At 49.8% G+C, this 15161-nt stretch carries 14 protein-coding genes; 10 read left to right on the top strand and 4 right to left on the bottom strand.

All coding sequences use genetic code 11. The features are described 5' to 3' along the window. Positions 1–15: 15 nt before the first annotated feature. Positions 16–711, bottom strand: a complete 696-nt coding sequence (locus tag KRX19_05395) for a tellurite resistance TerB family protein (GenBank protein MBV7434459.1) — start codon at positions 709–711, stop codon at positions 16–18. Between the two features lie 82 nt (positions 712–793). Here KRX19_05395 and KRX19_05390 point away from each other — a divergent pair, with 82 nt between their 5' ends. Beyond that, positions 794–1300: a TIGR02281 family clan AA aspartic protease gene (locus KRX19_05390; protein ID MBV7434458.1), complete on the top strand. Its 507-nt coding sequence runs from the start codon at positions 794–796 to the stop codon at positions 1298–1300. Positions 1301–1358: 58 nt separating this feature from the next. Here the strand turns inward: KRX19_05390 and KRX19_05385 are convergent, their stop codons facing one another. Continuing rightward, positions 1359–2879, bottom strand: coding sequence for an alanine:cation symporter family protein (locus KRX19_05385; protein MBV7434457.1), 1521 nt, complete (start codon positions 2877–2879; stop codon positions 1359–1361). A gap of 183 nt (positions 2880–3062) precedes the next feature. Here KRX19_05385 and KRX19_05380 point away from each other — a divergent pair, with 183 nt between their 5' ends. The 4 genes from KRX19_05380 (at position 3063) to KRX19_05365 (ending at position 6385) form a co-directional block, all read left to right on the top strand. Beyond that, positions 3063–4031 (top strand): ABC transporter substrate-binding protein, encoded by a 969-nt coding sequence (locus KRX19_05380; GenBank protein MBV7434456.1) that lies wholly within the window; start codon positions 3063–3065, stop codon positions 4029–4031. Positions 4032–4121: 90 nt separating this feature from the next. After that, the gene (locus KRX19_05375; protein MBV7434455.1) at positions 4122–5012 is read left to right on the top strand and encodes an ABC transporter permease; all 891 of its coding nucleotides are present in this window, start codon (positions 4122–4124) and stop codon (positions 5010–5012) included. A 7-nt stretch (positions 5013–5019) separates the two neighbouring features. After that, positions 5020–5814 carry an ABC transporter ATP-binding protein gene (locus KRX19_05370; GenBank protein MBV7434454.1) on the top strand — a complete coding sequence of 265 codons (795 nt, stop codon included), beginning with the start codon at positions 5020–5022 and terminating at the stop codon, positions 5812–5814. Positions 5815–5833: 19 nt separating this feature from the next. Beyond that, positions 5834–6385 (top strand): hypothetical protein, encoded by a 552-nt coding sequence (locus KRX19_05365; protein ID MBV7434453.1) that lies wholly within the window; start codon positions 5834–5836, stop codon positions 6383–6385. Positions 6386–6416: 31 nt separating this feature from the next. Here KRX19_05365 and KRX19_05360 read toward each other — a convergent pair whose 3' ends face one another. Then, entirely contained in the window at positions 6417–7475 is a 1059-nt protein-coding gene (locus KRX19_05360) for a nitronate monooxygenase (GenBank protein MBV7434452.1), read from the bottom strand. Between the two features lie 72 nt (positions 7476–7547). Between KRX19_05360 and ribF the strand changes: the two genes are divergently transcribed. From ribF to KRX19_05335, 5 genes are all read left to right on the top strand, one after another. Beyond that, positions 7548–8489: a riboflavin biosynthesis protein RibF gene (gene ribF / locus KRX19_05355; GenBank protein MBV7434451.1), complete on the top strand. Its 942-nt coding sequence runs from the start codon at positions 7548–7550 to the stop codon at positions 8487–8489. 15 nt (positions 8490–8504) lie between these two features. Beyond that, the gene (gene ileS, locus KRX19_05350; GenBank protein ID MBV7434450.1) at positions 8505–11279 is read left to right on the top strand and encodes an isoleucine--tRNA ligase; all 2775 of its coding nucleotides are present in this window, start codon (positions 8505–8507) and stop codon (positions 11277–11279) included. Between the two features lie 166 nt (positions 11280–11445). Further along, positions 11446–11895 carry a GyrI-like domain-containing protein gene (locus KRX19_05345; GenBank protein ID MBV7434449.1) on the top strand — a complete coding sequence of 150 codons (450 nt, stop codon included), beginning with the start codon at positions 11446–11448 and terminating at the stop codon, positions 11893–11895. 15 nt (positions 11896–11910) lie between these two features. Further along, on the top strand, positions 11911–12378 hold the full coding sequence (lspA, locus tag KRX19_05340; protein ID MBV7434448.1) for a signal peptidase II: 468 nt from the start codon (positions 11911–11913) through the stop codon (positions 12376–12378). A gap of 2 nt (positions 12379–12380) precedes the next feature. Beyond that, complete coding sequence (locus KRX19_05335; GenBank protein ID MBV7434447.1) at positions 12381–13316, top strand: asparaginase; 936 nt, start codon at positions 12381–12383, stop codon at positions 13314–13316. On the opposite strand, the gene KRX19_05330 is transcribed toward KRX19_05335, so the two are convergent. Next, on the bottom strand, positions 13303–15150 hold the full coding sequence (locus tag KRX19_05330) for a M48 family metalloprotease (protein MBV7434446.1): 1848 nt from the start codon (positions 15148–15150) through the stop codon (positions 13303–13305). The genes KRX19_05335 and KRX19_05330 overlap by 14 nt on opposite strands. Positions 15151–15161 lie beyond the last annotated feature (11 nt).

The raw sequence follows: 15161 nt of genomic DNA, 5'->3' as shown, positions 1-15161 counted from the left end.
TATTGTGAAGGATGGTTAGAAACCGGCTTGCTCTTCGAGCTTGCTAACTAACTGATCATCGAGGCCAAGCGCATTGGAGAGTTCGTGCAGGAAGACGATTTCTTTACGATCCAGGTCCCCACAGACGATACGCGCAGCAAGGTAGCTTTCAGCGGCGAGTGCATGATCATCGCCAATTTTGCTGGCGAGTTGGGCTGGCGTTTGTGGGTTGCGCAGTTGCTCTTCGAGCCACACTTTGGCTTCGTGATCGCTGTGGTCAACTTCATTCAAGATGGCTTGTTGTTCTTGCTGTTCAACGCGGCCATCAGCACAGGCAGCGGCGATCATGGTTTGCAGGATGACTTGCGAATCCTGCTCTTGCTGTATGGCCGGGCGTTCGTGGGTGGGTTGGAGGCTGGCAGCGTTAGTTGGCTGATTGCTGCTATTTTGCTTTTGCCATGATTGATAGGCTTTATAGGCCAGTGTGCCAATGGCAGCCATTGAGCCGAGTTTAACGACATTTTTTGATATGCCGCGGCCGCTTTTAGTACCGAGCAATAAGCTAAGCAGGCCAGCCGTAGCTGCGCCGCCACCGAAGCTGTTTAGAAAGTCAAAGTTATTACTGCTTTTACTGGCGTTCTGGTTGTGGGTATTTGGGTTATTTCCGACTTTGTCCTGAAGCATTTTTTGTCCAGTGGACAAAACATTGTTGAGTAGACTGTTGAGGTTCATGATTTCTCCTTTGGATACAAAATATCTTTTTCTATAAATGAATCGCTAGAATAGTACCATAACCGCTTTTTGGGTGATTAAGATGAGCAACGGTACATCCCGGTTTGGAACAGGCTTTGCACTTTTGACGCTCTTGCTCATGGGAATATTGTTTTATTTTTATGTGAGCGGTTATTTCGAAAAGGGGCGCAATCCTAACCAGCGTGTAGAAGTACTTAATGATGGTGACCGCTCATTGGTGCTCAAGCAATCTTATGACGGACATTATCGAGTGAGTGGCTTGATTAATGGTCACCCGGTGGTGTTTTTCATTGATACGGGTTCAAGCGACATTGCTTTAAATGAGGAGCTAGCTAATGAAATTGGCTTGCGTAAAGGCCATCAAGGAAAAGCTTATACAGCTAATGGCGTTACAGAGCAGTGGTCAACTGTAATTGATGAAATCAATATTGGCGGGTTGGTAATGGATGATGTTCGGGCTTCAATTTTGCCTAATATGGATGATGAAGTTCTTTTGGGAATGGACTATTTACGCCATTTTCATTGGCGGCAAGAACAAGGCGAGTTGGTTTTAACACCAATTCAATAGATATAAATAAGCCCCGGTTCATGTGCTGAACCGGGGCCTTGCTGTTATGGCCTAACCGTTATGAGCGGTTGTTGCGATTCCAGCGATCTTCCCAGAAGTCGGCATTTTTAATACCAAGCTTTTGTGGGTTGAAAGTGAAGTGCTTCACGCCAGCCTTTTTCTGTGCTTCGTAGTCTTTCAGCGCAGTCATGGTTGGCTTGGCGAGGAAGAATATACCGATAATACCGATGATGTTCAGCCATGCCATGGCGCCTACGCCAATATCACCAATTGCCCATATATAGCCAGAATTGTTTACTGCTCCGTATGCAACGGCAAACATAATAACCAGTTTGACGATCAGTAACGCCGGGCCTTCCATGCCAACTTTTTGGCTGAGGTAGGCAACGTTTACTTCTGCAATGTAGTAGTAAGCAAGAATGGTGGTAAATGCGAAGAAGAATATTGCGATCGCAACAAAGATTTCGCCCATGCCACCATAAACATTGGTCAGTGCCATTTGTGTAAATGCAGGAGAGTTGATGACAGCATTTGGATCAACGTTTTGGACCAAGAATTGACCATCAGCCAACGAACCTTGAATGTTGTACTGACCAGTCATGAGGATCATCAGCGCTGTAGCTGTACAGACAAATAGGGTATCGACATAGACAGAGAATGCCTGAACCAGCCCTTGCTGGGTTGGGTGCTCTACTTCTGCTGCACCTGCTGCGTGTGGTCCGGTACCTTGACCTGCTTCGTTAGAATAAACGCCGCGCTTGACGCCCCAGCCAATCGCAGCACCAAAGCCTGCTTGTGCTGTAAAGGCATCGCTGAAGATCATGCTGAATATGCCCGGTACACGGTCAATATTGAGGAATACGATAATCAAAGCGAGGATGATGTAGCCCAAAGCCATAAATGGCACAACGATTTGTGCAAAATGCGCAATGCGCTTGATGCCACCAAAGATGATGAAGCCTAAAACGAGGAGGATTACGGCAACGGCAATTAGGGTATTGACGCCAACTTCACCAGCGATTGAAGTTTGAACCATTTCACCTGTACCAAATACATTGGTCACAGCAGTGGCAACGCCGTTTGCTTGAACACCTGGTAAGAAGAGGCCACAAGCGACGATGGCTGAAATAGCAAATATTACGCCGTAGAACGTCCAGAATGGACCACGCAAGCAGCGCTCAAAATAATACGCTGGCCCACCGCGATATTGGCCGGTTTCAGAGTCAACGATCTTATACATTTGGGCGAGTGTAGATTCGACATAGGCTGTACTTGCGCCAAGGAAGGCAACGACCCACATCCAGAAGATCGCACCTGGGCCGCCAAAGCCGATAGCTGCTGCGACACCAGCGATATTCCCCATACCGACACGACCGGAAAGAGATACGGCTAGCGCCTGAAAAGATGAAATACCTTCTTGTGATCCGTGATCTTTGAACAACAAACGCCACATTTCACCAAAATGACGGATTTGGCAAAAGCGGGTCAGAATTGAAAAGAATAACCCCGCACCGAGGCAGAGATATACTAGAGCAGGGCTCCAGATAATCCCATTTAAGCTGTCGATAAAGCTTTCCATAACATCCTCAAAATTTTATAGTTGAAAGAAGCGAGTTTTGTCTGCTGAACTAATAAGCAGATACAACAATATAGCATAAAATATTTAACAAACCGCAACTTTTGTGTCATCTTTATTGTCTGCTTCACTGCGCTGAAAACTGTGCTAGTATTTTATCTTCACTATATTAACGGAGAGCAAATAATGACATCGTTGGGTAAAAAAATGGTTCTCGCAGCTGCTGTGGCATTAGGCCTCGGTACTGCTGTTGCGGCTGATCAACCGGTTGTGGCTATCACGCAAATTGTCGCGCACCCTGCATTGGACGCAGTACACAAGGGCGTTGTCGATGAATTAACCGATCAGGGTTATGTCGATGGTAAAAATATTGCCTATATGCATGAGAGTGCCCAAGGTGATACCGGTATTGCGGCACAGATTGCGAAGAAATTTGCTGGTGATAATCCAGATGTCATCGTAGCGATTGCTACGCCATCAGCGCAGTCAGTTGCGGCAGCTGTCCGTGGCATTCCGGTGGTATTTTCAGCCGTCACTGATCCGGTTGAAGCCAAGCTGGTTAAAGACCTCGACAAGCCGGGTAAGAACATCACTGGCGTTACGGATGCGATTGCACTCGACAAGCAGGTTGAGATGATTCAGCAAATCGTACCGGATGCGAAAAAAATCGGTACGGTTTATAACCCCGGTGAAGCCAATTCAGTGGCGACAAACGAAAAGATCAAAGCCTTCTTTGAAGGCAAAGATCTGGAGCTGATCGAAGCCCCTGCGACTAAGTCGTCCGAGGTATTGGCAGCGGCTCGCTCACTAGTCGGTAAGGCAGACGTCATTTATATTACGCTTGATAACACTGTGGTTAGTGCGCTCGAAGGCGTAGTACAAGTTGGTGAGCAAAATGATATTCCTGTTTTTGCAGCTGATACCGGTTCGGTTGAACGTGGTGTGGTCGCAGCTTTGGGCTTCGACTACTACGATGTTGGCCGCGAAACAGGCAAGCAAGTTGTAGAGATTCTTAAAGGTAAGAATCCGGGTGATATCCCAGTTGGCCAACTTGAACAGTTGAATTTATTTATCAATCCGGGCGCGGCTGAGAAAATGGGTATTACTATCCCTCAGGAAGTGATTGATAGTGCGGCAGAAGTTATCGGCCAATAAAAATTTGTTAATAAGTTTGTTAACATAGTCGGTCAGGGCGCTTTGGCGTCCTGGCCTTTTCTTATTTTTAAATGGATAAACCTCATGTTGTTGAGTGAAATTGCGTTCTATGGCGCAGTAGAGACTGGTTTTATTTATGGATTAGTCGCTTTTGGTATTTATCTGTCTTTTCGCGTACTGGATTTTCCGGATTTGACCGTTGATGGGAGTTTCCCGTTGGGTGCAGCCGTTGCAGCGGTATGTATTATGAATGGCTGGAATCCGTGGCTGGCGACCTTTATGGCGATTTTTGCTGGTATGGCTGCGGGCGCGGTGACAGCGTTTTTGAATGTTAAGCTCGGCATTCTTAATCTGCTTGCTTCTATCTTGGTTATGACGGCGCTCTATTCTGTGAACTTGCGTATCATGGGGCGGCCTAACGTGGCGCTACTCGGTGAAGATACTATTTTGACTGCATGGGAAAATAATCTTTCGCTGCCGTATTTCGTAGTTCCTGTGTTGTTGTTTGCCATGGTTGCGTTGGTGGCATTTCTTGCTATGTGGTGGTTCATGAAATCGGAAACCGGCTTAGCTATGCGTGCGACTGGAGCAAATCCAAGTATGGCACGAGCGCAAGGTATCGCAACAGGGTTTATGATCATCCTCGGTATTGCGATTGCCAATGGCCTCGTTGCATTAGCTGGTGCATTGTTTGCTCAAAGTCAGGGATCTGCGGATGTGACGATGGGGGTTGGTGTGATCGTTATTGGCTTGGCATCACTGATTGGTGGTGAAGCAATGGTGATGCCAAAGACGGTTGTTCGTGCGTTAATTGGCTGTATTGTTGGTGCGATTATTTACCGCTTAGCCATTGCTTTGGCGCTCAATGCTGATTTTATTGGATTGGAAGCGCAAGACCTGAATCTGATTACAGCTGCATTGGTAACGCTGGCAATTGTTCTGCCCAATATGCGCAATAAGCTGCGCTTGAAAATTCGCTGAGGTTGCTATGATTGATGCAAAAAATTTAGTTAAAACCTTTAATCGCGGTACGCCGCTGGAAAACCCTGTCTTACGCGGTTTGTCATTGCATTTGGATCAGGGTGAGTTCGTCAGCGTGATTGGATCAAATGGCGCTGGTAAATCAACTTTGCTCAATAGCCTGGCTGGTGAAATCATCGTCGATGAAGGTACGATCGAAATTGACGGTGAAGACCTAACCAAATTACCGACTCATAAGCGCGCCAGTAAGGTTTCGCGGGTATTTCAAGATCCTCTAGCCGGCACTTGTGCGAACCTTACGATTGAAGAAAATCTTGCTTTGGCTTTTAAGCGTGGTGAAAAACGCTTCTTGTCGCCAGCAGTTAAACGCAGCTATCTGAGCCGCTTTAAAGAGAGTCTTTCACAATTGGACTTGGGGTTGGAAAATCGCCTGCATGACCGTATGGGGCTTTTATCCGGCGGTCAGCGTCAAGCAGTGAGCCTGCTGATGTCGAGCTTGCGTCCTTCAAGTATTTTACTGCTTGATGAGCATACTGCAGCCCTCGACCCCAAAACTGCCGCATTTGTGCTTAAGTTGACCCAAGAGATTATTGCTGAGCGCAATATGACGACGCTGATGGTTACGCATAGCATGCGCCAGGCACTTGATATTGGTACGCGGACAATCATGCTACATCAGGGGCAGGTAGTATTTGATATTGGTGGCGAGCAGCGCAAAGGTTTGGAAGTTGCAGATTTGCTGCGCTTATTTGAGCGCCAGCGTGGTGAGGAAGTGACGGATGATGCGTTGCTTCTTGGCTAAGTTTGAATAAGGGGGCAATATGCCGGCACTTTTGGTTAAGCTATTCTTGCTTTTGAGCCTTGCTGGTTGCGCCAAGGATTCGTTGGATACTGCGCGAGCCCTCAAAAAGCTAATACCAAGTAAGCCCGCGGTGCAGGTTGTCAAAGAAACAGCATCTCCTGATTTAGCCAGTGCGATTGCCAGTGCGGAGCCATCAGGGAAGAAAGTCCTACATACTATTGGCAATATGATGGCAGCTGAAGAGGTAATTGTTGGTGCTTGCTGGGATTACCTCAATGAGGCCTTTAACCGCGCAGGCTATCCAAGTCACCGTCGGGATATTATTTTTAAAGGCACTTATGAACATGGACCATATGCCGATAATAATCTGATTAAGCCCGGTGACTGGTTATATTACGTCAATCACAGCTACCACGACATTCAGCACAGCGGTCTGTTTATCGGCTGGACAAACAGAGCAAAAAATAAAGCGCTAATTTTTAGCTATGCAGGAGAAGGGCGCAAGAATCCAGCGCGAATGCGGGTTTACCATATTGATCAGGTGTACCAGATCATGCGCGCCAAGAACTAATTGGCTTTGAGTTTTTTATCCAGCCCTTGATTCATGCAGAATTAAGGGCTTTTTTGTATTCATTAACCAGCGTGATGAGCAGTTCGCCTGCAGGCATCTCGCGGCAACGCGCTGCACCTTGTCCCGCCCAGTTTGGTGAATAGTCGTGGTTATTGTGCGCACTGGCAATGCCGTGTAGTTGTTTGGCTGCGTCGTAGGTGATCGGGTAATCAGGAATGGTTGGTGTGTTGTCGTCAATGTGTTGTTGGAAGGTACCGCGGATGCCGCGTGCAGCACGGCCGGAAATGCTGCGCGTCAAGGCGGTGTGCTGTGCAGCAGGGCTGTTTAATGCCGCACGATGCGCAGCACTGGTCGCCGCTTCGGGGCAAAGTAAAAAAGCAGTGCCGAGTTGTGCGCCAGCAGCGCCGAGATTTATCACGGCAGCGATATCACGACCGTCCATTAAGCCGCCTGCGGCAATAACTGGTAAATCAAGATTTGTGGTGAGGTCGCACAGCAGTGGATGCAGGGCGATTTCTTCATCATGTGCGGCATCAAAATGACCGCGATGACCGCCCGCTTCCACGCCTTGCGCGATAAGCACATCGATACCTGCTTGTGCTGCATGTTTGCCTTCGTCGAGACTGGTGACGCTGACCATCACGATACCGCCGTAATTGTGCACCAGTTCGATGAGGTCTGAAGGTGGCAAGCCGAAATGGGTGCTGACTACTGGTGGGCGGTGGGTGGCAATCAGTTCTAGCATGGCTGGATTATTTGCCAATGGTAGGTAAAGTTCTTCTAGGGCAGCGGGTGGTTGTTGCCCAAATTGTGCAAAGTGCGGCGCAAGATGCGCAAGCCATGCTTGTTCGCATTGCGGATCACGCTTCGGTGTTTGATGGCAAAAGAAGTTGAGGTTATAGGGTTTGTCAGTCAGTGCCTTGAGCTCGCGGATAGCATGGTCAGCCGTAGTGGCAGTGCTTGCGCCAAGTCCAAGTGAACCGAGGCCGCCAGTGTTGCATATTGCGGCGGCGAGTTGTGGTGTGGCCACACCTGCCATTGGTGCTTGTATAATCGGGTATTGCAGTGCTGGGATGATATTGCTCAGCATAGTGACCTCATCTGTTTATGGTACTGGTGCACGGGTCAGTATATAATGTCGCGTTTTGATTTTTCAGGGTTCATGATGCAGATTCACCGACGCAGTCCGCGTGTGCCTTTGCCGTCGCCGCCTGCGGTAGCGATTGGCAATTTCGACGGCGTACACCGCGGCCATCAGGCGGTGATTGCTGAATTGCGCGCGTTTGCCGCCAATGAAGGGCTGACGCCGATGCTAATGAGCTTCTTTCCCCATCCACGCGCAGTGGTGACAGGTACGCCGCCGCCGTTAATTTCTACTATGCGTGACCGTGCGCATTGGTTAGCGTATTACGGTATTGAACATTGGGCGCTACTGTCGTTTACTAAACAACTGCGCCAATGCGATCCACGTGATTTTGTGCGTGATTATTTGGTGCGTGGTTTGGGCGTCAAGCGCTTGCTGGTCGGCGATGATTTTCGCTTCGGCTATCGCGGTGCCGGCGATTTCGCTTTACTTGAGGCAATGGCAGGTGAATGCGGCTATACGGTCAGTGCGATGGACAGCGTGCGCGACGCGGACGGTACGCGCATTTCCAGCTCAGCGATTCGCGCAGCTGTGGATACTCATGATTTGCAGCGTGCACGCGATTTGCTTGGGCATGGCTTGACCTTGACCGGCCGCGTACAGCACGGCGATAAGCGTGGCCGTGAGATGACCACGCCGACCGCCAATATCCATGTTCCCGAGCAATGGTGTTTACCCAACGGGGTGTATGTGGTAAAAATATGCGTTTTGCCTGATACGACAAGCGTTTGGGGGGTGGCAAACCTCGGCGTTGCGCCGACTTTCGACGGCAGGCAGCGCAAGCTGGAAGTGCATGCTTTTGAGGCATTAGGTGATGTGTATGGGCAGATGTTGCGCGTGGACGTACAGTCGTTTATCCGCAGCGAGCGCCGCTTTGCTGACCGCAGCGCATTGCAACAACAGATTCAACAAGATATTCACGACGCGCGTGCATTTATCGCCGCCGCCGAATCGTATTAACCAAATGGAATAATTATGGCCGACTACAAAGACACGCTAAACCTACCGCAAACCGAATTTCCGATGCGAGGCAATCTGCCACAGCGCGAGCCTGAGATGCTTAAATTCTGGCAGGACAAGGATATTTACCGTAAGCAGCGTGCGCAATTTGCCGACAAACCACGCTTTATGCTGCACGACGGCCCTCCATACGCCAACGGCGTGATTCATGTTGGCCACGCGATGAACAAAATCCTCAAAGACATCATCACCAAGTCACGTCATCAGCTTGGCTACGATAGTCCTTATGTGCCGGGTTGGGATTGCCACGGTCTGCCTATTGAGCAGAAAGTCGAGCAGAAAATTGGCAAGCCGGGGCCGAAAGTTACTGCAGCCGAATTTCGTAAAGCGTGTCGTGAATTTGCTGAAAGTCAGGTTGAGCTGCAAAAGGCTGAGTTTATCCGCCTTGGCGTGTTTGGCTATTGGGACAAACCTTACATCACAGCTGCTCCTGAAACCGAAGCCGGTATCGTGCGCGGCTTGGCCGAAATCGTCAAGCGCAACCATGTGGTCAATGGCTTTAAGCCGATTAACTGGTGTCTGGATTGCGGCTCGTCGCTGGCCGAAGCTGAAGTTGAGTATCAGGATAAAACCTCTATCTCGATTGATGTACGCTTTCCAGTGCGTGACGTTGCTGATCTCAAGCAGCGTTTTAATTACGATGGCGAGCTTGATGCAGCTGATGTCGTCATTTGGACGACTACCCCGTGGACCTTGCCAGCGAACGTCGCGGTCAGCGTACATCCTGAATTTACCTACGTCCTTGCGCAAACATCAGCTGGTGTGCTGATTGTCGCTGAGGATATGCTCGAAGGGCTGGCGAAGCACTGGGAACTCGATGGTGAACCAACAATCCTGGCCAAAGCCGATGGTAAGGCACTTGAGCTGCTCAAGCTTGCACATCCATTTGTCGATGAGCGCGTTGTGCCCGTGCTTAACGGTGAGCACGTCACTCTTGAACAGGGTACTGGCTGTGTTCATACCGCACCTGCACACGGCGTGGAAGACTATGATGTCTGTCGCCAATACGGACTGGATTTAATTAATATTGTGCTTGGTAATGGTTGCTACAGCGACGATACGCCGTATTTTGCCGGTCAGCACGTGTTCAAGGCCAATGACGCTGTGGTTGACTTGCTACGCGAGCGCGGTCGTTTGCTGCAAGGCAGCAAGTTTACCCACAGCTATCCACACTGCTGGCGCCACAAATCACCGACTATTTTCCGCGCCACTACCCAGTGGTTTGTGAGTATGGATAAAGAAGGCTTACGCGATGCTGCCTTGAAAGGGCTGGAAAACGTCGAGTTCACGCCTGCATGGGGACGCGCACGCTTGACCAACATGATTGCCGGTCGCCCTGATTGGTGTATCTCGCGTCAGCGTTATTGGGGCGTACCGCTGTGCTTTGTCGTACACAAAGAAACCGGCGAACTGCACCCTGATATTGTCGCAATTATGGAAAAAGCAGCTGATGCGATTGAAAAAGATGGCATCGAAGCTTGGTTTACTTTGCCACTCGAAGAGCTGATTCCAGCTGCTGACGTCGAGCATTACGACAAACTCAACGATGTACTCGATGTGTGGTTTGACTCGGGCATCACCCATTACTCGGTGCTGCGCCAGCGCGAGGAACTTTCTTACCCGGCTGATTTGTACCTCGAAGGCTCGGATCAACACCGCGGTTGGTTCCACTCATCACTGCTGACTGGCAGCGCAATTGACGGCCAACCGCCATACAAAGGATTGCTCACACACGGCTTCACCGTTGATGAAAACGGGCGCAAGATGAGTAAATCCCTTGGCAACGTGGTTGACCCTCAATCGGTTATCAAGCAAATGGGTGCAGACGTATTGCGCCTATGGGTTGCTTCGGCGGATTACAGTGCGGAAGTGAACCTGTCCAACAACATTCTCAAGCAGCGCGCCGATGCCTACCGCCGTATCCGCAATACTTGCCGCTTCCTGCTTGCCAACCTGCACGACTTTGACCCAAGCAAGCACATGGTCGCCAAGGCCGACATGGTTGCGCTGGACCGCTACGCTGTCGCGCGCGCACAGCAAGTACAGGCGAAGCTGGTTGAAGACTACGAGCGTTATGAGTTCCACCACATTTACCAGCTGTTGTTCAACTTCTGCTCGGTTGACATGGGTGGTTTCTATCTCGACGTCATCAAGGACCGCCAATACACCATCGCCACTGACAACGTCGCACGACGCTCGGCACAAACCGCGATTTACCATATCCTTGAAGCAATGGTGCGTTGGCTCGCACCAATTCTCAGCTTCACGGCTGAAGAAATCTGGCAGCACATGCCGGGTGATCGCGCTGAATCTGTCTTCCTCAGTGAGTTCTACACTGGTCTGTTTGACTTGCAGGATGATGACTTCGACGGTGAATTCTGGCAGCTGCTGATGGCTTGGCGTGAAAAGGTCAACCACGAGTTGGAGAAAGCGCGTAAAGACGGCATCATTGGCGGTTCGCTAGAAGCCGACATTACTGTCACTTTGCCGGAAAATGAATTGGCACAATTGTCGCGCCTCGGCGACGAACTGCGCTTTGCCTTTATCGTATCGAGTGTCAAACTTGAAGCCGGCGAGCCGGGCGTACAAGTGGCGAAAAGTAGCGCGGAAAAATGCGAACGCTGCTGGCATCTCGTCCCATCCGTTGGTCAGAACAGCGAACACCCAACCTTGTGCGCGCGTTGTATTGACAATGTGAGTGGGGCTGGAGAAGTCCGTCATTACGTTTAAGTAGCGAAATCCTTTCGATCTCATACCGCGTTACGCTGTCTCACCGTACTGACTGTACTGCTTTCGACAGTAAGGGTACCCACAGCAAAATGCACTAGCATTTTTTGTGGGAACCCAAGTATTGTATGAAACCGAAAGGATACCTGTTCATTGAGGAAGTGAAAAAATGTTTAACATCGTCGAGCAACCTGCAATCAATGTCAGTGGTATCGCGGTGCGCACCAACAACCGCAGTGAAATGCAGTCAGAAGGTGGGAAACTCGGCGGTTTATGGCAGCAGTTTTACCAGCATTTTGCTGCGCAACTGCCAGCAGCTAGCGGGGTTTATGGTGTGTACAGCGATTACGCATCAGATGAACACGGAGACTTTACCGTCATCGCTGCACTTGCCGGTGTTGCGCTGAATGATGACGACGCAGTTGATCTGACACTACCCGCAGGTAAATATCTCAAATTCTCGCAGCAGGGCGACATGCCGCAAGCTGTCGTCGTTTGTTGGCAAGCAGTTTGGGCATATTTTTCTGCTGAAGATTGCCCACATACCCGCAGCTTCACTACCGATTACGAACACTATATTTCTGCTAACCAAGTTGATATTTATATCGCTGTAGCATAAACAACGGAGAATCTTATGCGCATAGCCGCTTTTATCGTCGCCGCCCTTTGGCTGATTGCTGATTACTTTAGCAAACAGTGGGCGCTTGATGCCTTGTCCACACAAAGCATCTACGTCAATGAATACATGAATTTTGCGCTGGCGTTTAATCGCGGCGCGGCATTCAGCTTCCTCGCAGATCATGACGGCTGGCAGCGTTGGCTGTTTACCGGCCTGGCGGTTGTGGTTAGCCTGTGGCTTGCTTATGCCATTCTCACTGAACCGCGTCGCTGGTTGCCGCTGCTCGGCTACGGTTCAATCATGGGCGGCGCAATTGGCAATGCTTATGACCGCCTTGCTTACGGGCATGTTGTCGATTTCATCCAGTGGCACTACAAAGGCTGGTACTGGCCGACCTTTAATGTCGCTGATGTCGGCATCACCATCGGCGTGATATTACTGATTGCTGGCTGGTTATTCAGTAAGCCGTCACGCGAGCCATAGACGTGACGCAGATACTTGTTATATACACTGGCGGCACCATTGGTATGGTGCCGTCTTCACGTGGGCTGATTCCTGATGCGAATTTTCCGCAATGTCTGCGCAGTGCGTTACAGCAACCCGATTTGGCAATTACCGCTATTTCACCGCTAATTGATAGCTCATCCGCTACGCCGGACAACTGGCAGACCATCGCTGATGCGATTACCGCTGCGCAACGCGATTACGATGGCTTCGTCGTCCTGCATGGTACAGACACTCTGGCTTATACCGCTGCTGCGATTACTTTGATGCTACAGGGCTTGGGAAAGCCGGTCATCATCACAGGCAGCCAATACCCGCTTGGCGAAGAAGGTAGCGATGCAAGCAATAATGTACGCGGCGCATTAACCGCTGCGCAGATGCAAGAAGGCGGGGTGAGTGTCTTTTTCCACAATGTATTATTGCGTGGTGATGCAGTGCGCAAAGTCCATGCTCAAGCCTTTGCCGCATTCACCAGTGGTGACGCAGCACCTTTGGCGCATTGGCTGAATGGCGAGCTGCAATGGCACAGCCAACCCACCATTAGCAATAAAACCAGTGCGTATTTGCAAGGCAATTGGCGTGGCTTTCAGCGTGGCGCAGTGGCAATGCTTTACGTCTATCCTGATATGCCGGAAAGTGCCTTTCTGCCTGTCCTCACTGATCCGGAGATTAAGGGCGTGGTGTTGTGCAGCTTCGGCAGTGGTAACTTGCCTGAACGTGATGACTTGCACAGCGCGATCCGCAATGCCGTTGCGCGTGGCGTACGCATCATCAACACTACGCAATGCCTCGGCGGTGAAGTCCGGCAAGATACTTACGCCGCCGGAGCTGGTGCACTTGGCGTCGAAAATGGCGCAGCGCTTACACCAGAAATGGTATTTGTAACATTGCATTACGCATTGGCTATGAGTGTTTAAGTGCGTGCTTTAGGGTAAATAGCAGATAGAACTCAGCCATAGATAATAGCCTTTGTGCATTTTTCCATTGCGTTAGGGTCGCACAGATCTGTTGGCAATAGACGGGTTTGCTGTTGCGCAAGAGGGCGAGATTTTTTAATCCTGCGCGCATTTCATCAGCTGAAAATGTCGGAGAGGTATAAGGCTCAGGTTCACTGGGCAATGCTGTGGTAAACAAATGATGATAAGTCGTAGCGGCATCAATGGTATCAATGTCACTATCTTGATTGGCCTCGTGTAATGCCGCGAGCCATGTGGTGAAGTACTGTAGTGCGGTGGCTGTTTCCTCATTGCTGCTGGTGCTTTTCTGTGGACTGAGTGTGGTGGCAAACAGGGCATATAAGCACCATTCGTAGAGGTTGAATGCACCGTCAAGTTTGATCAGTTGCTTAATGGTGGTATGTAGCTCTATCAGTTCTGAGCGTGAAGCTTCAATTGCCTGATGCAAATAGTGGAGAAATAGGGCCAGGTGGCTGAGTGGTTGAGCCTCGCTGAGTTGCTGTAAGTAGCGTTCGCAAAGCATAGCCTCACTGTCTTCGATGAGATTATTAAGCTTGAGTTCAAATAGTGTGTTGTCGCTGTGATAGACGAAAAAAGACAGAATGGCATAGCGCAGATGCTCTGAGTCTGGAGCTGGTAGAGGTTTGTCACTGAGTGTACTTTCTCGTTCTATAGTTAGGACCGGGAATATTACAGCAGCGGTAAATAGTTGTTTGTTTTGTTCTGTGGGGTTATCCAAAGGACCTTGCTTGATATTCTGTTGCATTTGGTAGCGTAGGTCATCGAGTTCCTGCTGGCTTGCAGCGCAGCCGTAGCGGCGGATGCGATCTTTTAGCGGTGGATGGGTCGCAAAGTTAAATTGCGCAGTATGGTAGTTGATGAATAGAAAATGCTGCTGGGATGGCGGGGGATTGGTGTGTTTACTGAATTTATCTTCAAGCGCGAGAACTTTTTTCAAAGCAGAGACCAGTGCGCTGCTGTGGCGTGTGAATTGTACAGCGCTAGCATCAGCCATCCATTCACGTTCACGCGAAAATTGTGCTTGCATCCAGCGTCCGTAGAGCAGCATGGCGAAGCCAAACCAGCCGATGATTTCCCCAAGTACATTGAGAATTAGATTGTAATCACCTGCTTCACCAATACGCCAAAAAGCTTCTGGTGCACTGTGAACGCGGTCATCCCTGTTGCTACGCCATTCGGTCAATAGAAAATAGCCATGCAGCATAGCGCTCAGGCGACTGTAGAGCATGACATCTTCATTGGCTATGTGCCCGGTTTCATGTGCGATGAGTGCCTGTAGTTCGTCGCGGTCAAGCCATTGCAGAGCACCTTGTGATACAGCTATGGCTGTTTTGCCTTGTGCGTCTGCCATTGCTAAAGCATTGATGCTCATGTCCTTGCGCAAGATATAGGCATCAGGTGGGTGAATGCCCGCAGCAATGGCCATTTCTTCGATGACGTTGAGGTATTGCCTATCCCGCTCACGGTTAATTTTGCCGACGGGTTTAGCGCCGAGTGTGTTCATTTTTTCCTGTAAGCTTTTTTGCCTGAAATGGCTACGGGCTTCGAGATAACCGTAAAGTACGGTTAGAGGTGCAAGCGAGGCGAGCAGAAGCGCTGTTATTAAAGGCTTGTAGCCGATTGTATCGAACCAAAAAAAGCGGCTGAGGAAATAGATTAAAGCGACGTAAATGGCAAAGCTGATCGCGACGCCACCCCAAAAAAACAGGCTCATTCGTCGGCTTGCTTTGCGTGCCTTGCGGTGATGAACCTGAAACAGGGTAGAACTTGCCATAATGGGATGTT

This window comes from Cardiobacteriaceae bacterium TAE3-ERU3 (assembly GCA_019218315.1).
Taxonomy (GTDB): Bacteria; Pseudomonadota; Gammaproteobacteria; order Cardiobacteriales; family Cardiobacteriaceae; genus JAHUUI01.
Note: the sequence above shows the minus strand (reverse complement) of the source record. Positions and strands in the feature narration are given on the sequence as shown.